This window comes from Methylobacterium sp. Leaf469 (genome assembly GCF_001424745.1).
In the GTDB taxonomy this organism is placed as follows: domain Bacteria; phylum Pseudomonadota; class Alphaproteobacteria; order Rhizobiales; family Beijerinckiaceae; genus Methylobacterium.
On the sequence record NZ_LMRE01000023.1, the window covers coordinates 203,168 to 227,350 of the forward strand.

General features: G+C 69.6%; 14 protein-coding genes. 8 read left to right on the forward strand and 6 right to left on the reverse strand.

The genetic code is table 11. The features are described from left to right. Window positions 1–276 precede the first annotated feature (276 nt). The 8 genes from bcsA (at window position 277) to ASG60_RS12230 (ending at window position 14,556) form a co-directional block, all read left to right on the forward strand. Entirely contained in the window at window positions 277–2,742 is a 2,466-nt protein-coding gene (gene bcsA / locus ASG60_RS12195) for a UDP-forming cellulose synthase catalytic subunit (RefSeq protein ID WP_056385786.1), read from the forward strand. Beyond that, the gene (locus ASG60_RS12200; RefSeq protein WP_056385788.1) at window positions 2,742–5,360 is read left to right on the forward strand and encodes a cellulose biosynthesis cyclic di-GMP-binding regulatory protein BcsB; all 2,619 of its coding nucleotides are present in this window, start codon (window positions 2,742–2,744) and stop codon (window positions 5,358–5,360) included. The genes bcsA and ASG60_RS12200 overlap by 1 nt, the downstream gene beginning before the upstream one ends. Further along, complete coding sequence (locus ASG60_RS12205; protein WP_056173575.1) at window positions 5,357–6,592, forward strand: glycosyl hydrolase family 8; 1,236 nt, start codon at window positions 5,357–5,359, stop codon at window positions 6,590–6,592. The genes ASG60_RS12200 and ASG60_RS12205 overlap by 4 nt, the downstream gene beginning before the upstream one ends. After that, complete coding sequence (locus ASG60_RS12210; protein WP_056385790.1) at window positions 6,577–8,568, forward strand: tetratricopeptide repeat protein; 1,992 nt, start codon at window positions 6,577–6,579, stop codon at window positions 8,566–8,568. Before ASG60_RS12205 ends, ASG60_RS12210 begins: the two co-directional genes overlap by 16 nt. A gap of 8 nt (window positions 8,569–8,576) precedes the next feature. After that, window positions 8,577–9,590 (forward strand): cellulose biosynthesis protein BcsN, encoded by a 1,014-nt coding sequence (gene bcsN, locus ASG60_RS12215; RefSeq protein WP_056386081.1) that lies wholly within the window; start codon window positions 8,577–8,579, stop codon window positions 9,588–9,590. 148 nt (window positions 9,591–9,738) lie between these two features. Next, on the forward strand, window positions 9,739–11,463 hold the full coding sequence (locus tag ASG60_RS12220; protein ID WP_056385792.1) for a heparinase II/III family protein: 1,725 nt from the start codon (window positions 9,739–9,741) through the stop codon (window positions 11,461–11,463). A gap of 76 nt (window positions 11,464–11,539) precedes the next feature. Beyond that, complete coding sequence (purH, locus tag ASG60_RS12225; RefSeq protein WP_056385793.1) at window positions 11,540–13,147, forward strand: bifunctional phosphoribosylaminoimidazolecarboxamide formyltransferase/IMP cyclohydrolase; 1,608 nt, start codon at window positions 11,540–11,542, stop codon at window positions 13,145–13,147. Window positions 13,148–13,203: 56 nt separating this feature from the next. Beyond that, the gene (locus ASG60_RS12230) at window positions 13,204–14,556 is read left to right on the forward strand and encodes a DUF2252 domain-containing protein (RefSeq protein ID WP_056305914.1); all 1,353 of its coding nucleotides are present in this window, start codon (window positions 13,204–13,206) and stop codon (window positions 14,554–14,556) included. A gap of 143 nt (window positions 14,557–14,699) precedes the next feature. Here the strand turns inward: ASG60_RS12230 and ASG60_RS12235 are convergent, their stop codons facing one another. From ASG60_RS12235 to ASG60_RS12260, 6 genes are all read right to left on the reverse strand, one after another. Next, window positions 14,700–16,445, reverse strand: coding sequence for an MFS transporter (locus ASG60_RS12235; RefSeq protein WP_082479296.1), 1,746 nt, complete (start codon window positions 16,443–16,445; stop codon window positions 14,700–14,702). Window positions 16,446–16,825: 380 nt separating this feature from the next. Next, window positions 16,826–18,520: a cation acetate symporter gene (locus ASG60_RS12240; protein WP_056173592.1), complete on the reverse strand. Its 1,695-nt coding sequence runs from the start codon at window positions 18,518–18,520 to the stop codon at window positions 16,826–16,828. Then, complete coding sequence (locus ASG60_RS12245) at window positions 18,517–18,825, reverse strand: DUF485 domain-containing protein (protein ID WP_056173595.1); 309 nt, start codon at window positions 18,823–18,825, stop codon at window positions 18,517–18,519. Before ASG60_RS12245 ends, ASG60_RS12240 begins: the two co-directional genes overlap by 4 nt. A gap of 121 nt (window positions 18,826–18,946) precedes the next feature. Beyond that, window positions 18,947–20,896, reverse strand: a complete 1,950-nt coding sequence (gene acs, locus ASG60_RS12250; RefSeq protein WP_056173597.1) for an acetate--CoA ligase — start codon at window positions 20,894–20,896, stop codon at window positions 18,947–18,949. A 152-nt stretch (window positions 20,897–21,048) separates the two neighbouring features. After that, complete coding sequence (locus tag ASG60_RS12255; RefSeq protein WP_082531735.1) at window positions 21,049–21,318, reverse strand: hypothetical protein; 270 nt, start codon at window positions 21,316–21,318, stop codon at window positions 21,049–21,051. Window positions 21,319–21,365: 47 nt separating this feature from the next. Continuing rightward, window positions 21,366–24,098, reverse strand: a complete 2,733-nt coding sequence (locus tag ASG60_RS12260; protein ID WP_056385798.1) for a HAMP domain-containing sensor histidine kinase — start codon at window positions 24,096–24,098, stop codon at window positions 21,366–21,368. Between the last annotated feature and the right edge of the window lie 85 nt (window positions 24,099–24,183).

The window sequence follows — 24,183 nt, forward strand, 5'->3', positions numbered from 1 at the left end:
CTCGCGACGTCATAGATTCCGTATCCTGGACCTATCCTCTCCTCGCATCGCCGTCGTGCATTCATCGTTCTGGCAAATCGACACCTTCGCGGATTTGACGGTGTCCGATCCGTCCGGGTCGTACGCGACCGCTCCAGATCCTTCTGGCTGCCCCGAGGACGACTGTCGGCGCTTGTCCATCGACGCAAACAAGCCCTGATTAACCGGCTTTCATGCCTCTTTGGAAAGAACCCGGAGCCATACCGAGGTCCGGTGGGCGAAGAAGGAGCGCGGCGTGTGAGGATCGGGGTCCGATGGCTAGCGTGGATCGTCGCGACCGTTGCCGGTCTCGTCCTGCTCGGCCAGCCGGTCGGTGCTCAGAACCAGCTGGTGATGAGTCTCGCCGCGATGCTGGCGATGCTGGTGTTGTGGGTGTTCTTCGACGGCCCGCGTGCGCGCTTCGTGTTCCTCGCCCTCGGCTCCATGGTGGTGCTCCGCTACGTCCTGTGGCGGGTGACGAACACCCTGCCATCCCCGGGCGACCCTGTCGGCTTCGGCTTCGGCCTGGTGCTAATTCTCGGTGAACTCTACTGCGTCTTCATTCTGTTCGTCAGCCTCATCATCAACGCCGATCCCCTCAGGCGTCCCCCACCTCCCTTGGCGGCGGCGGCGGACCTTCCCGAGGTCGACGTGTTCGTGCCGACCTACAACGAGGACGAGAGCATCCTGGCGATGACCCTCGCGGCCGCGCGGCAGATGGACTACCCGGCGGACAAGCTCATCGTCTGGCTGCTCGACGACGGCGGCACGGACCAGAAATGTGCGGATGCCGACCCCGCCAAGGCCGCGGCGGCGCGCCAGCGCAGGGTCGACCTCCAGCGGCTGTGCGGCGATCTCGGTTGCCATTACCTCACCCGCGAGCGCAACGAGCACGCCAAGGCGGGCAACCTCAACAACGGCCTCGCGCACGCACGTGGCGACGTCGTCGTGGTGTTCGATGCGGACCACGTGCCGTTCCGCTCGTTCCTCACCGAGACGGTCGGTCACTTCGCGCAGGACCCACGGCTCTTCCTGGTCCAGACCCCGCACGCGTTCCTGAACCCCGACCCTGTCGAGCGGAACCTGCGCACCTTCGACCGGATGCCGTCCGAGAACGAGATGTTCTATTCGGTGACGCAGCGCGGCCTCGACAAGTGGAACGGCTCGTTCTTCTGCGGGTCGGCGGCCCTCTTGCGGCGTACCGCCCTCGACGAGGCCGGCGGCTTCTCCGGCATCACCATCACGGAGGATTGCGAGACGGCGTTCGAGCTGCATTCGCGCGGCTGGACCAGCGTCTACGTCGACAAGCCCCTCATCGCCGGCTTGCAGCCCGACACGCTCACGGACTTCATCGGCCAGCGCTCGCGCTGGTGCCAGGGGATGTTCCAGATCCTGATGCTCAAGAATCCACTGTTCCAGAAGGGTCTCGAGCCGATCCAGAAGGTCGCCTACCTGTCGAGCATGACGTTCTGGTTCTTCCCCGTGCCGCGGCTGATCTTCATGTTCGCGCCGCTGCTGCACATCTTCTTTGACCTGAAGATCTTCGTCGCAAGCGTCGATGAATCGATCGCCTACACGGCGACCTACATCGTCATCAACCTGATGCTGCAGAACTACGTCTACGGCAAGTTCCGCTGGCCGTTCGTCTCGGAACTATACGAGTACATCCAGGGCCTGTTCCTGGCCAAAGCCATCGTCTCCGTCATAGCCTCTCCGCGGAAACCGACCTTCAACGTCACCAACAAAGGTGCCACCCTCGACCACGACCACCTCTCGGCCCTGGCCGGTCCGTTCGTCGCCGTCTATCTGCTGTTGCTCGCGGGCTGCGGCGTCGCCGCCTATCGCTACCTGTTCGAGCCCGGCGTCACCAACCTGATGTTGGTCGTGGGCCTGTGGACCTTCTTCAACCTGATCACGGCCGGCGCGGCTTTGGGCGTCTGCGCCGAGCGCAAGGTGACGGAGCGGACGCCCTCCCTCGTCGTCGACCGCCAGGGCGCGCTGACACTGGGCGGCCGCGTCACCGACGTGACGGTGGAGCGCGTCTCGGCCGAGGCCTGCACGGTTCGGCTGAATGCCGCCTTCCTCGCCCCCGGCATGGGGCTGAAGCCGCTGCCCGGCAGCCTGTCGGTGGTGCCGGTGCCGGGCGCCCGCAGGGCCGGCCCGCTCTCGGTGACCTTGCTCGGCGTCGAGCGCACGCGTGACGAGGCGATCTGCCGCCTCGGCTTCGGTGCGCTCTCGACACAGGATTACGTCGCCCTGTCGGGCCTGATGTACGGCGAAGCCGACGCCATGCGCCGGTTTCAGCTGCGCCGCCGGCGCCACAAGGACCTGTTCACCGGAACGCTGCAGTTCGTGTGGTGGGGCTTGGTCGAGCCCGTGCGCGCCCTGCGCTACGCCTTCCTGCCGAAGCCGGTGCCGGCACCCGCGGCCGAGGCCCCGGCGGCGACCCAGACTCGTCCGAGCGAGAGCCCGCGCCTGGGTCTACGTCCGCCCGACTCGAATTTCGACCAGTTCGGCACGGCCCCAGGGTCGGCCGGTCCGGGTCCAGCGGGCTCGGGTCCCACCGCCCCGGGCCCGGCGCCGATCCGGCCGACCCCCGCGGCGGCTACGGCGAACGCACACGAGGCAGGGGCCGGCGACTGGGTCCGCCTGATGCTTGAGTTCGAGAACGAGCGCCGGCTTTCGGGCGGTCGTGCCGATCGCCGCAAGTCGGTGGCATCCTGATGCGCACGCTCTCGCGACGGCCTGTCCCACGGCTCCGCCGTCTGGTCCGCATCGTGCGGGCCACGGGCCTCTGCACGGTCCTGCTCGCAGGCGCGGCGAACGCACAGACGTTCCTCGGCGGCAGACCCTCCGACCGGTTCGGCGGGCCCCAGGCTCCCGAGACGCAGCGCCCGGCCACCGCCCCGACGGGCGGCCCCAAGCTCGGCAATTCGCCCCCGGGCGGTCCCACGGCGGGCCGGGTCACCGAGGCCGGATCGACCATCGCGTCGGCGCGACGACTGCCCTCCGGGACGCGCGGCATGCGCCTCTCGGGCGAGGCCGACAGCCTGCAATATCCGGTGTTCCTCACCCCCGGTCAGGCCCGCGGCCCGGCCCGGATGCGCGTCTCCTACCTGTCGGCGATCTCGGTGGCCCCGGAATCCTCCGAGCTGACCGTCACGGTCAACGACGAGAAGATCGGTTGGACCCGGGTTCAGGCGCCGGGCGCGGTCAAAGTGGTCGAATTCGCGATACCGGACGGTCGCTTGAAGCCGGGCTACAATGCCGTGCGGCTCAGCGTGATCCAACGCCACCGTGTCGATTGCTCCGTCGATGCCACCTACGAATTGTGGACCCAGATCGATCCGTCCCGAACGGGGCTGGTGGTTCAGCCCGCCGGCCAGGACCTCGACCTGCGCAACCTCGCGGCGCTCGAACCGGACGAGAGCGGCGCCCTGCCGGTGCGTGTCCTGCTCACCGAGAAACCGAGCCTGAAACGCCTGCGACGCATGATCGGGGCGGTTCAGGCGATCGCCCTGGTCGGGCGCCTCGCGCGGCCGGCCGTGGAGTTCGGCGGTCCGATGGCGGGCCGTGCCGGCCTCAACCTCGTGGTCGGCACGGCCGAAGAGTTGCGCGGCGTCGACGGCGTGGCCGACCTCGGCGCGATCACGGGACCCAAGCTCGCGCTGCTTCCCGACCGGAGCGACCGTGCCCCCACCCTCGTGGTCACGGGTGCGGGCGACGGCGACGTGGCCGAGGCGATCCAGACCCTGGCGCGGGCGCGGGCACCGGAGGGGGCCGGGGGCGAGGATCTCGCCGACCTCACCCGTGGCTACGAGGTCACGGGTGGCGAGACCCTGAGCCTCGATGCCGTCGGCATCGCCTCGCAGGAATTCAACGGCCGCCTGCTGCGCACGCGGTTCGAACTCCGGCTGCCCGCCGATTTCGTTCCGGCGGATTACGGGAAGGTGATGCTCCATCTGGCCGGGGCCTCCGCCGCGCGCCTGTCGCCGGAGGCGCGGATCATCGTCGACGTCAACGGCCGGAACGCCGCGAGCGTCCCGCTGGCCTATGCCAATGGGGAGCTGTTCGAGGACAGTGCGGTTCCGCTCCCCCTCGGCCTGTGGCGGCCCGGCCTGAACCGGATCGACATCTCCGCCCAGGTGCCGACGGACGCCGACCGGACCTGCGACACCCTGCAGCCGGGCTCGACCCAGGCGCGCTTCCTGCTCCTCCAGAAGACGCGCATCGTGATTCCGCGCCTCGCGCGCGCCGCCCGCAATCCGGATCTCGCCGCCGTGAAGGGCGGGGCGATCCCGTTCATCGCCGCCGGAGGCCAGCCCCGGCTCGTCCTGCCGACGCCGGACCGGGATTCGGCCGCCGCCGCCGCGGTGATCGCCGCCCGCCTCGCCATCGCGGCCAAGCGGATCATCGACTTCGAGGTGACCTCCGACCACGAGGGCGGGCGCGGCCCCGCCCTCGTGGTCGCCCCCGCCCGTGCACTCAATCCTGCCACCGTCGCGTCCGTGGGCCTCGACCCCGACCATATCCGGCAGGGCTGGGAGGGTCGGGCCGAGACCGTCGCGGCACCGGGACCCGCCGGCGCCGAAGGGATCCTCACCCTCGACCGGCTCCGGCGCAACGTTCCCATGCGCTGTGCCTTGCCATCCGCCGTGATGCCGCTTCGCCTCGCGGACGGAGCCGCCGAACGGGTCCGCGAGCGCCGCGCCGGACCGCCCGCCACACCGGTCCCGGCCCCGATGCAGACCGCCTCGCCCCTCGTCCAGCTCTCGGGCGCCGACGGCGACGGCGGCTCCTCGTCGGGGGACCTCGTCGCCAAGTGGGACCAGCGCCTGCGCGCCGGCCCGTCCTCCCTCGACACCCTGGCGGACGCCGGCAATGCCATCTCGGATCGCGCCCAGCAGGTGTGGCACGCCCTGGTGGACGGGGTCGGGATGGCGCCGGGCAAGTCCGTCGAGACCTTCGATGCCCGGGCCTCCCTGATCGTCGCCCAGGGCGCCGGTGCCTCGTTCGATTCCAGCGTCGTCCTAGTGACCGCTCCGAATGCGTGGCTCCTCAAGGCTTCGGCGTCCTGCCTCGTCGATCCGCGGGTTTGGACGAACCTCTTCGGACGTGCCGCCTTCCTCGACGCGGCGGAAGGCACCTTCACCATCGACCAGCCGGAGAGCGTGAGCGTGATCGAGACCCAGCCGCGCAGCCTGTCGAACCTTTGGCTGCTGGCCGCCGCGTGGCTGTCCCTCAATCCCGCGATCTACGTGGTCCTCATGCTGCTGGTGGCGCTCTGCCTCGGCCTGGCGACGGCGGCCCTGGTGCGCGATGTCGGCCGGAGCAACCGATGAAGCCGCTCGTCCACCGCGTCCGCGGGCTCGTCATGGCGGCCGCCCTCGGCCTCGCCCCGTCCATCGCGCCCGCGCAGACCACACCGAAACCGGCGCAGGCCCAGAAAGCCGAGCCGGCCGACGAGCCGACGCGCGAGATGTCCCGCCCCGCTCCCACGGGAACCGCCGTGCCGCCATCCACCGCCCTGCCGTCCGCCCCGGGCGATGGGAGCGGCCCAGCGACCACGGTCCCGGTTCTGGCGGGCGCCCTCGGGGATTCGCCCGGATGGCGCACCTACCGCGCCCGGTTCGTCACCGCGGCGGGGCGTGTCGTCGATACGGCGAACGGGTCCATCAGCCACAGCGAAGGCCAAGGTTACGGCATGCTCCTGGCGGTGGCCGCCGACGACCGCGCCACCTTCGAGCGGATCTGGGGCTGGACCCGCGCCAACCTGATGGTTCGCTCCGACGCGCTCCTGGCCTGGCGCTGGGCGCCGGACCAGCGCCCGGCCGTGTCCGACCTGAACGACGCCACGGATGGCGACCTCCTCGTCGCCTGGGCCCTCACCGAGGCGGCGGAAGCCTGGGGCGAAGGCGCCTACCGCACGGCCGCGCGCCGCATCGCCGTCGAGGTCGGCCGCAAGGCGATGCTGTTCAAGGACCCGCACGGCACTCTCCTGCTTCCGGCGGTGGCGGGGTTCTCGGCGGCCGACCGACCGGACGGCCCGCTGGTGAACCTGTCCTACTGGGTGTTTCCAGCGTTCCAGCGCCTCGGTCTCGTTGCGCCGGAATACGATTGGCAGGGCCTGATCCGGAGCGGAATCGACATCCTGCGCCAAGCCCGGTTCGGACCGTCACGCCTTCCCACGGAGTGGATCTCCATGAAGGCGGAGCCCCGCCCGGCCGACGGCTTTCCGGCGCTGTTCTCCTACAACGCGATCCGCGTGCCGCTCTATCTCGCCTGGGCGGGGGTGGGACGCCCGGAGGATTACGCGCCGTTCGCCACCCTGTGGAACAGCACGGACGTCGATCGCCTGCCCATCGTCGACACCCGCGACGGGCGCGCCGTCGAATGGCTCACGGAGAAAGGCTACGCCGCGCTGGCCAGCCTCGTGGCCTGCGCCGCCGATGGCCGGGCCGTTCCGGCCGATTTCGAGACGGTGCGCGACACCGAGAACTACTATCCGACGACGGTGCAGCTCCTCAGCATGGTCGCGGTTCGGATGAGGTACGCGTCATGCCTGAAGCGCTGAGCCGTTCCTTCGGCAGCGAAGCCGTGCGCGTTGGCCTCGGGCTCCTCCTCGCCAGCGGTGTCGCCGGGGCCGCATTCGCCCAGACGCCGACGCCCGGTCGGCAGGTCGTCTATGGCGATGGTGCGCGTGCGCCCGCCATCCTGGCGGCTCCCACCACGGCCGCGACCCCCGGCATGGTGGACGAGAGCGCCCTGCGCTACTACGCGGCCCAGAAGCAGACGGCCCGGATGAAGGCCGAGATCGGCCGTCTGAAGCGGCTGTATCCGGGCTGGACCGAGCCGGAGGACCTCGACACCCTGAAGCCGAGCCCGCCGGAGGAAGCCCCGCTCTGGGACCTCTTCACCGCCGGCCGCTTCGACGACCTGCGGGAGGCGATCGCCAACCGCCGGGCGTCCGACACCGCCTGGCAACCCTCCGAAGAACTGACGCGCAAGCTCCTGCGGGCCGAATTCCGAAGCCGGATCACCGCCTTGGGTACCGCACAGGGGGCAAAGCGCGCCGAGGATGTGGTCGCGCTGTATCGGGCCGACCAGGCCGCCCTCGACCCGTCCGACGTCGAGAGCATCTGGACCATCGCGGACAGCCTCGCCGCCATGGGCAGCACCGAGGAGGCGCAGACGCTCTATCGCTCGGTGCTTCAGGGCAACGCCGATGCGGGCGCGCGCCGGGCCACGATCCAGAAGGCCATGGCCTACCTGAAGATGGCTCAGGCCGAGGAACTCATCGCCCTCGGCCGCGGCGAGGCCGACCGGAAGGGCGACGGGAAAGCCGAGTTCGATCCGATCCGCCTCGACATCACCCGTGCGCAGATCGCCGCGTTTCTGCACGACGACCCGGCCCAGGAACCCAAGGTTCCGGACCTCGCGGCATTCCAGGCCTACGCCAAGGCGTCGAACGATCCAGGCCAGACCAGCCTGCTCGGGTGGTACGGCTACAAGCGGCGCCAGTATCGCGACGCCCTCGACTGGTTCAAGCTCGCCATCGCGCATGGCGGCGACGCCATGGTGGCGCACGGCCTCGCCCACACCCTGCGGGCCCTCAATCGGGTGCGGGACGCCGAGGAGGTAGCTTATGCGTGGCGGGACCGTTTCGTCGGCAACGAAATCCTCTACATCGATCTGCTGGAGCGCCGCCTGACGCAGGCCAACCCACCCTTCGTCGAGCCGGCCCGCATCGAGCGCTACGCGAAAGTGGTCGCGGCGTCCGGCTCGGGCGAGGGCGCCCAGGCCCTCGGCTGGTACGCCTACAATTCCTGCCAGTTCGAGGCGGCCCTGGAGTGGTTCCAGCGGGGCGTCGCCTGGCTCCCGGGCGAGACCACGGTGCTCGGCTACGCCCTGACCCTGCAACGGCTCAAGCGCCAGCGCGAGTATCTCGAGGTGATCAACCGCTACGACGGCCTGTTCCCGAAGGTGGTGGACCTCCTGTTCCGCGAGGATGTGGGCGGACCGCCGCTGCCGTGCCAGGCGACGCCTCAGCCCGCTGCGCGGCAGGCCGCCGCCGCACCGCCGGCTGCCGAGCCGAGCTATGGCCGGGTGCCGAAGCCCGGAACGTCCGCCCCGGGCGCCGCCGGCCTGCCGCCCGCGATCCAGCGCAAGGAATTCCCCCTCGCCGTCGCCCTCGACAACCCGCTGCGCTTTCCGGCGCCGTCGGCGCAGCGCCTCGTGACCGAGAACCCGCCCGGCACCTATGCGCCGGAACCGGTCATGCCGGCGCCACCCCTCGTGGCACGCCGGGTTCCCGGCGCGGGCGCCATGCCCTACGAGCGCTACGGCTTCGCCCTGCTGCCCGGCTACAACGGGAGCGACAAGCCGAGCGGCATGCCGCTTCCGGCCGCCGGTACCTTGTGGCGGCAGCAGGAGGCGGAGCGGACGGCGGTGCCGGGTCGCTCGGTTTCCGAGGACGATCGTTTCTCGGCGCCCGGCCGCGCCTCGGCGCTCGACGCAACCGGCGCGGACACTCGACGGGGCCTGCCTTGATCCACCACGTGCGCCGATTTCCTGCTGCCCGGTTCGCCGCCACCGCGGCCTTGGCCCTGCTCGCCATCGGCCCGGCGGCGCAGGCGGCGCCCGTACTGCGCCTGCCGGGCGCCGGGCGGGTGGTCGCCACGAACGACACCCTCGTGCGCGACGGCTTCGATCAGCGCATCCAGTTCGGCGGTGGCGCCGGCACCAATGCGGCGAATCTCGCCCTGCGCACTCAGACCGCCGACCTCGTCCTGGCTTTTCCGGCGAACCTCGCGCGGCCGAACCGCGCCGGGATCGACGCCGAGATCGCCGCCCTGTTTCCCGGTCAGATCCTGCGCGTGCTTCCGGTTCCGCGCCGGAACGCCTACGGCCCCGTCGGCATGGCCGTGGGTGCCGACTGTCTCTACGCCTGGCAGTGGATCGACCTGACCCCCGCCATGATGCAGGCCTCCGGCCGACCGCGCCTGTTCGGCGCCCTGAGCCGACCCGATCCCATCGGGGCGCTGTCGCTCCGCATCCGCCTGTGCCGGACCGAGCAGGCCAGCCTGCCGGACCTCATCGCAGCCGTGGAGAGCATGAGACTGGACCTCGTGGCGCGTCCCCGGGCGGATGTGGGGATCGCGCCTGCCGGCACCGAGCCCACCCGCATCCGGCGCCGCCCCCGCCCGGTTGCGGGCGCAGACACGGCGCGGAGGGAGCGCGCCACGCCGCCGCGGCCGGTCGAGGCACGGACGAGACCCGAGCCCGCGCCCAAGGCCGGCGCCGTACCGGAAGCGGCCGGTCGCCGATTCATCGCCCCGGCGCCCTCGAACGAGGCTGTCGCGGCACCCGTCACCCGTCCGGTGCCGGGTGCCGTACCGGGTCCCGCGCCCGGCGGCCGGTACATCACCGATGTGATCCAGCAGCCCGAGGCGCCGGCCCGCGGGGTTCCGACGCCCGCGCCCAATCCGGTCGGGCGGCCGACGGGCGGTGAGGCCGTATCGTCGGACCTTCCAGCCCAGGCCTATCGCCCCGGCCAGCGCAGCCCTCGCTGAAACGCCCGCGACGGCGTCTTTCCCGCGATCGCGATCACGCCCCCTCGACCGCCCCGTCTTATGAGGTTAACCAACCCTTAAGACGCACGGCCTAGGTTGAGGGCGAGGGAATCCGGACATATGCCGGCCCTTCGGGAAGGGAGACGGCGTGCGTTGGGGGGCTGATCGCTGGCGGTTCTATCGGCTGATCGGCCGCGAGGTCGCTCAGGTTGCACGCAATATCTATGTGGGCGCCACCGGACGACCCGATATTCTTGCGGGTGCCCGGGTCACCGGCCTCGTCATCGCGCCCCATGACTTGCGCACCAGCGATGCCACTTTCGCGGACGACATCTACGCGGGGTTGTTCGTCTTCGCCGGGCGGTCCCTTTCCGTCAGCGGGCGTTCGCCGTTCGATTACGCGCCGCCATCCCCCGAATGGGCCGACGCCCTCTACGGTTTCGGCTGGCTGCGCCACCTGCGCGCCGCCGACACGGCCCTGGCCCGCGCCAACGCCCGTGCGTTCGTGGCCGACTTCATGGCCGGGCGCGGCGAGGCGGGGCTCGCCAAACCGACGCCCGTGGCGGCCCGCCGGCTCATCGCCTTCCTGTGCCAGTCCCCCCTGGTGCTGGAGGGGGCCGACCACGCCTTCTATCAGGCCTTCCTCAAGACCATCGGCCGGACTGCGCGCGATCTCGAGCGCGACCTACGGCGCGGGATCTCGCCCCAGACCCGGCTGCTCGCCGCCGTCGCGCTCTGCTACGCCGGGCTGTGCTGCGAGGGCATTCAGCCGATCCTGAGGCGAGCCACGCGCATCCTCGTGCGCGAACTCGAACGTCAGATCATGCCGGATGGCGGCCACCGCAGCCGCGATCCGCGCTTCGCCATGGAGCTGCTCCTCGACCTCCTGCCCCTGCGCCAGAGTTTCCTCGGGCGCGGCATCGACCCGCCGGAGGCGCTGCTTCACGCCGTCGACCGGATGCTGCCCCTCTTGCGGCTCCTGCGCCACGCCGACGCCTCGCTGAGCCACTTCAACGGCATGGGCGCCACCGCCGCCGACCATCTGGCCACCCTGCTGGTCTATGACGGTGCCATGGCCCAGCCCCTCATGCACGCGCCGAATTCGGGCTACGAGCGCCTGGAGGCCGGCCGCGTGCTCCTGGTCGCCGATGTCGGTGCGCCGCCGCCGCTGGTCGACTCGATCAACGCCGGAGCGGGCTGCCTCTCGTTCGAACTCTCGAGCGGCCCCCAGCGCATCGTCATCAATTGCGGCCTGCCGGCGAGCGGGCCGGAACTCCGGCGCCTCGCCCGCAGCACCGCCGCCCATTCCACGGCGACCATCGCCGATTCCTCTTCGTGCCGGTTCCTCACCGGGGGCGGGGCCTGGTACGAGCGCTGGGCGGTGACGTGGCTCGCCAGCCGCATCGGGCCCGTGGTCCTGCGCGGCCCCAAGGCCGTGAAGGCGGAGCGCACCCTCGATCCCGACGGTACGCGGGTGCTCGCCGCCCGCCACGACGGCTACGTCCCGGATTTCGGCCTCGTCCACGAGCGGCGCTGGCGCCTGGCCGCCGACGGGTCGGTTGTGGAAGGCGAGGATGCCTTCGTACGGTCGGGGTCGGCACGCGCGAGGGCCCACGAGGTCGCGATCCGCTTCCACCTCCACCCCGCCATCGCCGCCCGCGGCCGAGAGGAGGGCGGCCTCGAGCTCGTCTCGCCCATCGGCGAGGTCTGGCAGGTCGAGGCCGAGGGCGCGCAGATGGCCCTGGAAGAGAGCGTCTACTTCGCCGGGCTGACGGGCGCACGACGCACGGACCAGATCGTCCTCTACCTCACGGTTTCGGAGGACACCCGTGTGCGCTGGCGCTTCGCCAGGGCGACACCCACGACGGGCTGAGGACCACCCTGGTCGCCTGCCGGGATTTCGTGTTAGGCGCCGGGCGGTTCCATCGCTTTCGACCGGACAGCCTTCCATGTCGCATGATCAGGTGCGGGTGACCCGCGCGCTCCTTTCCGTCTCGGACAAGGCGGGGCTCGTCGCGTTCGCCCGGGCCCTCGACGCACGCGGCATCGCCCTCGTCTCCACCGGCGGCACCCACCGCGAACTCCAGGCCGCGGGCCTGCCTGTGGCGGAAGTCGCCGATCTCACCGGCTACCCCGAGATGATGGACGGACGGGTCAAGACCCTGCACCCGGCGGTCCATGGCGGCCTCCTGGCGGTGCGCGACAATCCCGAGCATCAGGCCGCGCTCGCCGCTCACGGCATCGCCGCGATCGACCTCCTCGTGGTCAATCTCTACCCGTTCGAGGCCACCATCGCGCGTGACGCATCCTACGACGACTGCGTGGAGAACATCGATGTCGGCGGTCCGGCGATGATCCGCGCGGCGGCCAAGAACCACGCCGACGTGGCCGTGGTGGTCGATGTCGCCGATTACGGCGCGATCCTCGCCGAGCTCGATGCCCAGGGGGGCTCCCTCTGCGGCGGCACGCGCCGGGCGCTCGCGGGCAAGGCCTTCGCGCGCACCGCCGCCTACGACGCGGCCATCGCCAACTGGATGGCAGGGCAGGGCGAGAGCACGGCCGGGACCTCGGCTCCGGCCTTCCGCGCCATCGGGGGGAACCTCGCGCAAAGCCTGCGCTACGGCGAGAACCCGCATCAGAAGGCCGCCTTCTACCGGGCGCCGGGGCTCGTCCGCGCCGGAATCGCCAGCGCGCGCCAGCTTCAGGGCAAAGAGTTGTCCTACAACAACTTCAACGACACCGACGCGGCCTACGAATGCGTTGCCGAGTTCGATCCCGCCCGCGTCGCCGCGGTGGCGATCATCAAGCACGCCAATCCGTGCGGGGTCGCCGAGGGTGCGAGCCTCGTCGAGGCCTACGAGCGGGCCCTCGCCTGCGACCCGACCTCGGCCTTCGGCGGCATCGTCGCCCTGAACCGGACCCTGGACGCCGAGGCCGCGGCGCGGATCGTCGAGATCTTCACCGAGGTGATCATCGCGCCCGATGCGAGCCCCGAGGCCATCGCCATCGTGGCGGGAAAGAAGAACCTCCGGCTGCTCCTCGCCGGCGGCCTGCCCGACCCGCGCGCGACCGGCGAGACGGTGAAGACGTTGTCCGGCGGCTTCCTCGTGCAGGGCCGGGATGCCGCCGTCATCGACGACATGCCGCTGGATGTGGTGACGAAGCGCGCGCCCACCGAGCGGGAATACGCCGACCTGCGCTTTGCCTACCGCATCGCCAAGCACGTGAAGTCGAACGCCATCGTGTATGCCCGCGACGGCGCCACCGTCGGCATCGGCGCCGGGCAGATGTCGCGGGTGGATTCCTCCCGCATCGCCGCCTGGAAGGCCGCCGAGGGTGCGGCGCGCATCGGAGCAGCCGAGAGCCTCGCCAAGGGTGCGGTGGTCGCCTCGGATGCGTTCTTCCCGTTCGCCGACGGCCTCCTCGCCGCGGCCGAAGCCGGTGCGACGGCGGTGATCCAGCCGGGCGGCTCCATGCGGGACGCCGAGGTGATCGCCGCCGCCGACGCCGCCGGCCTCGCGATGGTGTTCACCGGACACCGCCACTTCCGGCACTGATCTCGCAGGGCGCGCCGCCCGCGCAACGTGCCGCATCCCGACCGAGGCCTAACTCCATGACCGACACCCAGACCTCATCCCGCCGTGGCGAGCGCCGCGCGGCCGGCAAGCGCCTGCGCGATTCGGTGCCGCGCGAGTCCCACGCCGAATGGCAGCCGGCGCCGGGTCGCGATCCCCTGGCGATCCTGAACGCCGGCGATTCCGGCCGGCTCATCGAACTCATTCCCCTGCGCCACGAGCGCATGCGGGCGAACCCCTTCGCCTTCCTGCGCGGGGCCGCCGCCGTGATGGCCGCCGACCTCGTCGGTGCGCCGGCGCCGGGCATCCCGGTCCAGGCTTGCGGCGACTGCCATATCGGCAATTTCGGAGTGTATCGCAGCCCCGAAGGGCAGACCCTGTTCGACATCAACGATTTCGACGAGACCCTGTGGAATGTCGACTTCACCATCGACGTGAAGCGCCTCGCCGCCAGCGTCGCCGTCGCGGCCCTGTCGCAAGGCGAGGACAAGGCGCGCCGCGCGGCCCGGGCCGGCGTGCGGGCCTACCGCGAGCATATGCGGGCGCTCTCCGACCTGGCTCCGCTGAGCGTCTGGCACAGCCGGATCGACCTCGGCCACGAGATCGGACGCCTCGGCGATGGCGACCTCTGCCGCAGTCTCCTGGCCAAGGCCGCCACCGAGACCTCCGACGGCCTCAGCCACGGGGACGCGCCCGACCTCGATCCGGCCACACAGCGTTCCGACCCGGCGCACTGGCGCATCGCCGACAAGGCGCCGACGATCTTCCATGCCGGTGCGAACGGCTTGACCGAGGCGGTCGACGAGGCGGCGGCGGCGCTGCTGACCTACCCGCAGAGCCTGACCGCCGACCGCAACCTCCTGGTGCTGCGCTACGTTCAGCGCGACGTGGCCTTCAAGGTCGTGGGGATCGGCTCCGTGGGCACGGTCTGCGCCGTCGGGATCTACGCCGATGCCGATGGGGCGCCGCTGTTCCTTCAGATCAAGGAAGCGCGGCCCTCGGTTCTGGCTCCCCTGGCCCTGAGCCCGTTCTTCCTTGCGTCGGAGGGCCAGCGCGTCATCGACGGGCAGCGCATCATGCAGGCGGCGAGCGACCCGTTTCTCGGCACGTCCCATTCCGGGCCGAGTGGCCGCTCCTATTACGTGCGGCAGCTGAAGAACAAGAAGCTCTCGGCCGTGGCCGAGATCCTCGCCGAGAGCGGGGCGAAGGCCTACGCGAAGCTGTGCGGAACCACCCTCGCGCGAGCGCATGCGCGCTCCGGCGACGCGACCACCATCGCGGGCTACCTCGGACGGGGGTCGGCCTTCGACGAGGCCATCGCCGAGTTCGCCATCCGCTACGCGCGGCAGACTCAGGCCGATCACGCCGCGATGGTCGACGCGGAGGGGTGAGAACGCCGGCTCCGGCCGATCCCGCTCGCATCCGACGAAAAAGGCCCCGTCCTGCGACGGGGCCTTTTCTCATCCGCTGCCCGAAGGCGGGCGACGTCCGGACGAATGTGCCGGATATCGTCCCCCTTCGGGGTCCATGAGGCTCAGGCCGAGCGGGCCGGTGCCTCGTCGTAGGTGAAGATATCGCGATCCTTGGTCTCGGGGATGAACAGGGCCCCGATGACGGCGGTCGCGAGGGCGATGACGATCGGGTACCAGAGGCCGAAGTAGATATCGCCGGTCTGGGCCACCATGGCGAAGGCAGTGGCCGGCAGGAGGCCGCCGAACCAGCCGTTGCCGATGTGGTAGGGCAGCGACATCGAGGTGTAGCGGATTCGCGTCGGGAACAGCTCGACCAGGGCAGCCGCGATCGGGCCGTAGACCATCGTCACGTAGAGGACGAGGATCGTCAGGATGCCGATGATGGTCAGCTTCTGGGCCGAGAAAATGTCGATCATCTTGGCGAAGTTCGACAGGCCGTCCTTCGGGTCGATGACGATCTTCACGATGCTGGGGTTGTTGGCGGTCGGGTAGCCGGAGGCGGTGAGGGCGGCGCCGACATCCTTGGCGAAGGCCGGATCGGCGGCGGCGAACTCCTTGCCGGCGACGGTGACGGTGGCCTTGGTGCCGGCGGCGACCGGCTCTGTGGTGTAGTTCACCGCGGACCGGGCGAGCAGCGCCTTGGCGATGTCGCAGGAGTTGGTGAACTTGGCGGTGCCGACGGGATTGAACTGGAACGAGCAATCCGCCGGATCGGCCTTCACCACCACCTGGGTGTTCTGCTGGGCCGCGTGCAGGGCCGGATTGGCCGCAGCGGTCAGCGCCTTGAACAGCGGGAAGAAGGTCAGTGCCGCGATCACGCAACCGCCGAGGATGATCGGCTTGCGGCCGATCTTGTCGGAGAGCGCACCGAAGAACAGGAACCCGCCGGTGCCGAGGATGAGCGACCAGGCGATGAGCACGTTGGCGGTGAACTGGTCGACCTTCAGGATCGTCTGCAGGAAGAACAGCGCGTAGAACTGACCGGTGTACCAGACCACGGCCTGGCCGGCGGTGAGGCCGAGCAGGGCGAGGAGGGCCCACTTGGCGTTACGCCACTGGCCGAACGCCTCGGAGAGCGGCGCCTTCGAGCCGGTGCCTTCTTCCTTCATCTTCTTGAAGGCCGGGCTCTCCTGCATCTGCAGGCGGATCCAGACGGAGACGCCGAGCAGCACGATGGAGACCAGGAACGGGATGCGCCAGCCCCAGGCGGCGAACGGCGTAATGGTGCCGGCCGTGCCGTCGGCCAGGGTGGTGGCCACGGGGGCGTAGTTGGCGTTCACGTAGATCTGGGTGAACAGGATCACCATCAGCGACAGCAGCAGCCCCAGGGTCGCCGTGGTCTGGATGAAGGCGGTGTAGAAGCCGCGCCGGCCGCGGGGGGCGTGCTCGGCCACGTAGACCGCCGCACCGCCATACTCGCCGCCGAGCGCCAGGCCCTGCAGCATCCGCAAAGCCAGCAGCGCGACGGGGGCGACCCAGCCGACGCCGTACTCGTTCATGGTCGCGTAGGAGGGCAGCAGGCCGACGACGAAGGTCGAGATGCCCATGATCAGGATGGTGATGAGGAAGGTGTACTTGCGGCCGACCATGTCGCCGAGACGGCCGAACACCAGGGCACCGAACGGACGCACGAGGAAGCCGGCGGCGAAGGCGAGCAGGGCGAAGACGTTGCGCGTGGCTTCCGGGTAGGCGGAGAAGAACTGCGCCCCGATGATCGCTGCGAGCGAACCATAGAGGTAGAAATCATACCACTCGAACACGGTGCCGAGTGAGGACGCCAGGATGACCTTCTTCTCGCCAGCACTCATCGGCCGCGTGGCCGAATCGCTGACGGGCATTGCGCTTGACGCAACCATAACGACGTTTCTCCAGTATTTCGATCGCCCGAACGTTGTCCGCCCGTAGCTGTTGGACCCTTGTGCGTATCCAAGTTGTCGTGGCCCGGGGTGGCATGAACCGGCCCCAGGTCCGCGAGCGACGTTCCTGAATGCGTCGGGCCGAATGCTAAGCGACGCCTCGATTTCGCCCAATAGCGCCGCAGCAACGGAGAGTACCGAATTCGAAACGAATTCCGTGAAATGACAATTATTTTTTGTTCTGGGCGAGGATTAAAGCGTCCACCCATGCGTAAAGGGGCGCGGATTGCGCCGCGCCCCTTCAGATCTCGAGCTTTTCCGTCCTCGCAGCCTCAGTGTGCGTGCGCTCCGTCGGCACCGATTCCGGTCTCCGAACGGATGAACTGTGCCTCGAACGACGCCCGTTCGGCCTGGGCCCGACGGGTGTTGTCGAGCTTCGAGACGACGAAGATCGTCAGGAAGGCGAGCGGCATCGAGAACAGGGCCGGGTTGTCGTAGGGAAAGATGGCGACCGGATTGCCGAATGTGGTCACCCAGACGGCCTTCGATAGCACCACCATACCGACGGCTGCGACGAGGCCGACGAGACCGCCGATGAGCGCCCCCCAGGTCGTCGTGCCCTTCCACAGGATGGACATGGCCAGGACCGGGAAGTTGCAGCTCGCCGCCACCGAGAAGGCGAGGCCCACCATGAAGGCGACGTTCTGGTTCTCGAAGACGTACCCGAGGTAGATCGCCACGATGCCGATGACGACGGCGGCGATCTTCGAGAGACGCACTTCCGCCGCCTCGTTGGTGCGCCCGCGGGCGATCACCTGGGCGTAGAGGTCGTGGCTGACCGCAGAGGCACCCGCCAGGGTCAGGCCCGCCACCACCGCCAGGATGGTCGCGAAGGCCACGGCCGAGATGAAGCCGAGGAAGTACGGACCGCCCACCGCGTTGGCGAGGTTCACCGCCACCATGTTGGTGCCGCCGATCATGCCCTTCAGCTTGTCGAAGGCGCCGGCCGCATCGAGGTTGAAGTAGGCCGGATCGGACATCAGCAGGGAGATGCCACCGAACCCGATGATGAACGTGAGGATATAGAAGTAGCCGATCAGACCGGTCGCATAGAACACCGACTTGCGGGCGGCCTGGGCGTCCGACACCGTGAAGAAGCGCATCAGGATATGCGGCAGGCCGGCGGTGCCGAACATCAGGCCGACGCCGAGCGAGATCGCCTCGATCGGGTTGTTGACGAGGCCGCCCGGCGCCATGATCGCGTCACCCTTCGGGTGCGTGGCGACGGCGGCGGCGAACAGGGTCTCGGGGTTGAAGCCGTAGCGGTAGAGCACCGCGCCGGCCATGAAGGTGGCCCCGCCCAGCAGCAGGCAGGCCTTGATCACCTGCACCCATGTGGTCGCCTTCATGCCGCCGAAGGCGACGTAGACGATCATCAGCACGCCGACGATGATGACGGCGTAGAGATAGGGCAGGCCGAACAGGAGCTGGATCAGTTTCCCCGCGCCGACCATCTGGGCGATCAGATAGAACGCCACCACCACCAGCGTGCCGGTGGCCGAGATGATGCGGATCGAGGTCTGGTCGAGGCGGAAGCTCGCCACGTCCGCGAACGTGAACTTCCCGAGATTGCGCAGGCGCTCGGCGATGAGGAACAGCACGATCGGCCAGCCGACGAGGAAGCCGGTGGAGTAGATCAGCCCGTCGAAGCCCGAGGTGTAGACGAGGCCGGAGATTCCGAGGAACGAGGCGGCCGACATGTAGTCGCCCGCGATGGCGAGCGAGTTGGTCCCGGCCGAGATGCCGCCGCCGGCGGCGTAGAAGTCGGCGGCCGACTTGGTGCCCTTGGCGGCCTTGTAGGTGATGCCGAGGGTGAAGATCACGAAGAACGCGAACATGCCGATGGCCGGCCAGTTCGTCGCCGATTTCGTGACGTTGCCGAGGTCCGGGCCGGCCGCGTAGGCGACGCTGGCGGCGAGGCCCGCGAGGGTGGTGCCGAGGACGATGGGGTGCCGGAGGCGGATCATCGGCCGAGATCCCGCTTCAGCGCGGCGGTCAGGTCATCGTAGCGGCCGTTGGCGCGCTGGACGTAGATGCCCGTGAGGATGAAGGCGAGCACGATCACGGTGACGCCGAGGACGAGGCCGAGGGAGGCGGTGCCGCCGCCGATCTTCACGGCCAGCAGCGCCTTGTCGAACGCGATGAGGCCGATGAAGCCGAAGTAGATCAACAGCATGATGGCGGTGAGCGTCCAGCCGAACCGCGTGCGCTCGTGGACGAGCTCTTGGAAACGCGGATTCTGCGCGACGCGCGCAGTCTCGAGATCCGACATGACATGATCCTCCCCGGGCGCTGTCTCTTGACGGACCAGCATCCCGTTGTGACGAAGCGTGTGTGCGAACGCAGGTGCGCGGGCATCGGAATGCCCGCGCGGATGATCGGACCGGTGTCGCTCAGTGAGTCCGGTTCTGGCGATTCTCGATGAGGTCGTCGACGACCGCCGGCTCGGCGAGGGTCGAGGTATCGCCGAGGGACGAGAACTCGTCCTCCGCGATCTTGCGCAGGATGCGACGCATGATCTTGCCCGAGCGGGTCTTCGGCAGACCGGGCGCGAACTGGATCAGGTCCGGAGACGCGATCGGGCCGATATCCTTGCGGACCCAGGCCACGAGCTGCTTGCGCAGGTCGTCCGAGCCCTCCTCGCCCTCCATCAGGGTGACGTAGGCGTAGATGCCCTGTCCCTTCATGGCATGGGGATACCCGACCACCGCCGCCTCGGAGACCTTGGCGTGGGCCACGAGGGAGGATTCCACCTCCGCCGTTCCCATCCGGTGCCCCGAGACGTTGATCACGTCGTCGACACGCCCCGTGATCCAGTAATAGCCGTCGGCGTCGCGCCGGCAGCCGTCACCCGTGAAGTAGGTGCCGGGATAGGTCGCGAAGTAGGTCTGCTCGAAGCGCTCGTGGTCGCCGTAGACCGTGCGCATCTGGCCGGGCCAGGAATCCGCGATGCACAGATTGCCCTCGCACGGACCGTCGAGGACCTTGCCTTCGGCATCGACGATGATCGGCTGCACGCCGAAGAACGGCCGGGTGGCCGAGCCGGGCTTGAGCTTGGTGGCACCCGGCAGGGGGGTGATGAGGATGCCGCCGGTCTCGGTCTGCCACCAGGTGTCGACGATGGGGCACCGGGAATCGCCCACCACCTTGAAGTACCACTCCCAGGCCTCGGGGTTGATCGGTTCGCCGACGGAGCCGAGGACCCGCAGGGACGACCGCGAGGTCCGCTTCACCGGGGCTTCGCCGCCGCCCATGAGGGAGCGGATGGCGGTGGGCGCGGTGTAGAAGATGTTGACCTTGTGCTTGTCGACGACGTCCCAGAAGCGGGAGTTCGACGGATAGGTCGGGATGCCCTCGAACATCAGCGTCGTGGCGCCGTTGGCGAGCGGCCCGTAGACGATGTAGCTGTGCCCCGTCACCCAGCCGACATCGGCGGTGCACCAGTAGACCTCGCCCTCGCGATAATCGAAGACGTATTGGTGCGTCATCGACGCGTAGACGAGGTAGCCGCCGGTGGTGTGGACCACGCCCTTGGGCTGGCCGGTGGAGCCGGAGGTGTAGAGGATGAAGAGCGGGTGCTCGGCCTCCACGGCCTCGGCCGGGCACTCGTCGGTGACCTGAGCGGCGGCCTCGTCGTAATAGACGTCGCGGCCCGGCTCCATGGCGACGTCGGAGCCCGTGCGGCGCACCACCACCACGTGGTCCACGGCGTCCTTGCCGAGACGCGCGATGGCCGCATCGACATTGGCCTTCAGCGGAACCTTGCGGCCGCCGCGCAGGCCCTCGTCGGCCGTGATGACGAGCTTGGAGGCGCAGCCCTCGATGCGGCCGGCGAGGGAATCCGGCGAGAACCCGCCGAACACGATGGAATGGATCGCCCCGAGCCGCGCGCAGGCGAGCATGGCGTAGGCGGCCTCGGGAATCATCGGCAGGTAGAGGGTGACGCGGTCACCCTTCGAGACGCCGCGATTGCGTAGCACGTTCGCCATCCGGCAGACTTCGGCGTGAAGCTGCCGGTAGGTGATGTGCTTGGATTCCGTCGGGTCGTCGCCCTCCCAGATGATCGCGACCTGATCGCCGCGTGTCTCGAGGTGGCGATCAATGCAGTTGTAGGCGACGTTGGTACGTCCGTCCTCGAACCACTTGATGTCGATATTGCCCGGCTCGAAGCTGGTCTGCTTCACCTTGGTGAACGGTGTGGACCAGTCGATCCGCTTGCCGTGCTCGCCCCAGAATGCGGCAGGGTCGTCGACGGAGGCCCTGTACATGGCCTGATACTTCGCATCGTCCACATGGGCACCTTCGACCCACTCGGTGCGGACTGCCACCACCTTCTCGTCCATGACGTTTTCCCTGAGCGGTGCCCGATCGTATCGCGATGATCCGCGCAGCCGGGGCTTCCCAAAACCTTCTTATGCTTAGGGGGATAGTCGCTGCAAGCACCTTACCGGCGAGACTTCTGGACAGGTTGCCCGAAGATCGGGCGGTGGCGCAGTCAGTTGCAGCCGGTGCAGATTCCCGACCCGATCTTGCGGTCGAGGGTGCGCTCCCGTCGGGTCGGCTCGGCGGATTCCCGGGGGCCCGCGCCGTCGAGGGCCCGGCCCGGCGGCTTGGTCACCCCGGTGGAGGTGATGTTGCGAAATTCGCCGGCGGATTCGAGGTTCTTCAGGGGCGCCGCGTCCGTCCCCTGCGCCGGGGCGGGGGTGGCGGCCAAGGCCATCAGACCTGCGACCAGGAACACACGGCTCCATACGATCCTGAGCATGGGAACCTCCAGCTTTTTCAGACAACGCACCGAGCCTGCGCGAGGTTCTAGCCTTCCGCGCGCCGGCTCGCCTGGGCTGCGGGGAACAGCATCTCCACCAGGGTGCCCTCTTCCTTGCGGCTGGTGATCCGGAACTCGCCGCGGTTGGCCTCCACCAGGGCCTTGGTGATCGGCAAGCCGAGGCCGGTGTCTCCACCCGGGCGCGGGCCCTGCACCGGCGCGGCGCGGTAAGGCTCCAGCAGGGTCTCGATCTCGTCGGGCGTGAGGCCGATGCCAGTGTCGCGGACCCTGAGGGCGATCTCGCCCCGGTCGGCCATGGTGGTGGAGACGATGACCTGACCGCCGGCCTCGGTGAAGCGGATCGCATTGGCGATGACCGTCAAGGCCGCCTGACGCAGGGAGCGTTCGTCGGCGAGCAGCGGCGCGAGATCGGCGGAGAAACTCGTCCGCACCACGATGCGCTCGCGCGCGGCCTCCGGCTGCATCTGGGCGACGCAGCGCGAGACGAGATCGTTCAGGGGAATCTCGGTGAAGTCGAGATCGAGATGCCCGGCCTCGATCCGGGCGAGGTCGTTGAGATCGTCGACGAGGCCCAAAACCTCCGAACCGGATTTGCGAATGTCGTCGAGGTAGTTGCGGTAGCGCTCGTTGCCCAGGGGACCGAAGGGCTCGGTGAGCATCAGATCCGTGAACCCGAGGATGCCGCTCATCGGCGTCCGGATGGCGTGGCTGACGCGCGCCAGGAACGCCGATTTCCGAACGTTCGCCGTCTCGGCGAGACGCAGGGCCTCCGAGGAGGAGGACGCTGCATCCTGGGTGAGCCGCACATCCGGCCCGCGCTGCGGACGAAGGATGGCGCAGAGCCGGGTCTCGGCGTCGCGCGGGACCGTGCGGATGGTCAGCCGAAGGGGGAGGGGGCCGTCCGGCCCGCGGGCGATCACTTCGCAGGCCGCTTCGCCGGGGGACGATCCCGGTTCGGGAACGCCATGCGTGGCGGCCAGCACGTCGACGGCGCTTTCAGGCGCGAACAGACTGAGAAAACTCTCACCCACGACCTCGCGGGGATCGGCACCGAACAGAGCGGCGGCCGCACGGTTGAGGGCGAGGATGCGGGCGCTGTCGTCCAGGGTGACGACCCCCTCGTCGAGGGCGTCGAGTATGCCGAGGGCGTCCTGGGCACGGCGCGCGGCGAAATCCTGCGCGATCCGCTCGGCCGTTCGTGCGCGGGCCGGTTCGTCCTTCACAGCGTCGCGCGCGAGAAGAATTTCGGCCGGGCGGCCGCACCAATCGATGGCCGAGCGCTGGAGTTCGACGCCGCGATGGGCGCCGTCGCGCGCCGTCAGGATCGCGGGCGCGTCGCTCGTCGGGCGTTCGTGCGGGGGCAGGCCGCGGAACAGGTGAGCGATGCCGCCGGCCGCCACGAGGGCCGGGAAATCGGGAAACCCGGCGAGATCGAGGAGCGTGCGGTTGGCGAACAGGACGTCGTCGCCCCGATAGACGAGTACGCCCGTGGGCAGGCGTTCGAGCGTGGCGACCACGGCCGCGTCCGGCGCCGGCTCCTCCGGCTCAGGCGCCCGGGGCGGCGGTCCGGGAAAAACCATCACGGCGCCGCTCGGGTTGGCACGTCCCTCGTCGCGCGAAGCCTCCGCCAGATCGTCGCCGGCGAAACGCGCACCCAGGGCGCGGGCGATCTCGCGGAACGCCGCATGCTCGTGAGTCGTCAGGGACTCGTGGGTCACCGGTGTTTCTTGGGTCACCGGTGTTTCCTGGGTCGTCGGGGATAGATCGACGTCCGGGGCCGGCGTGCCGGATGCGGCTTCCGACGGCGAGGGTTCCGAGATCAGCTCGTCCGGAGCGGTCTCGAGTCGTTGCGTCGGGTCCTCCTGTGGTGCGGCCTCGGAGAGTGGTACCGGGGTGGGGGGGGTCGGGACGACCGCTTCGGGTTCGGATACAGCAGCGGCCTCGACGCCGCGCACGATGCCGAAGCCCGCGAACCCGCGTGGCGGCTGTCCGGTGCGGGCCAGCGGCGCCCCGGACAGGTCGAGTTCGACGACACGGCTCGGGCCGGCGAGGTGGATGCCCAAGGGGATCGCCCGGAACGTGCGGTTGGCGGCGAGGACGGCGAGCAGACCTTCGGCATCCCGGGCGATGCCGCCTTGCGACAACGCGGTCCAGGATCGCCCGACGATCGCGCCGCGCAGGAGTGCGCCGGCCGGACCGTCCACACGCACGAGGGTGCCGGCCGCATCGGTCGTCCAGGTGAAGCGCGGAACGGCGCTCGGCTCGGCTGGCACATCCGCGGGCACATCCGCCTCCGCCGCAGGGAGGGAGGACGCGGCGGGCGGGACCGTCTCGGGATGCCCGCTCGGAGCAGCCGGCACGACGGGGCGCAGTCGGGGAACGGCCTCCGTCAGGACGAGAACCCGCACGACGCGACCGTCGGACACCGTCCCCAGAACCACGAGACAGGTCGTCGGCGGGGCAAGGCCGCGCCGGTCGAACCGGATTCGGGTCAGGGCGGGCCGGGGCGTCGCCTGGATCTGCGCAGCGAGACGAAGGCTCGGCAGGACGACCCCGTTCGCGTCCGCGATGGCATGCGCCAAAGGACGTGCCGCACTGGATGCGTGGACGAGGCGGGTACCCGCCTCGTCGAAGATCAGCAGGGCGCAGCCGGGCACGTTCAGGAGCGGCCCGAGGCGCGGTTCGCCCCCGAGACTCCGCACCAGGGCTCCCAGCGCCGCATCGTCCGGGACAAGCCCTTCGACCCCGTTATCGAACATTCGCACCCGTTTCACGTGGCGAGCTTATGGAGAGGATGTTTTCTCTTAACCCCAGCCGGGCCGGAGAGTGGACATCAATCGGTGG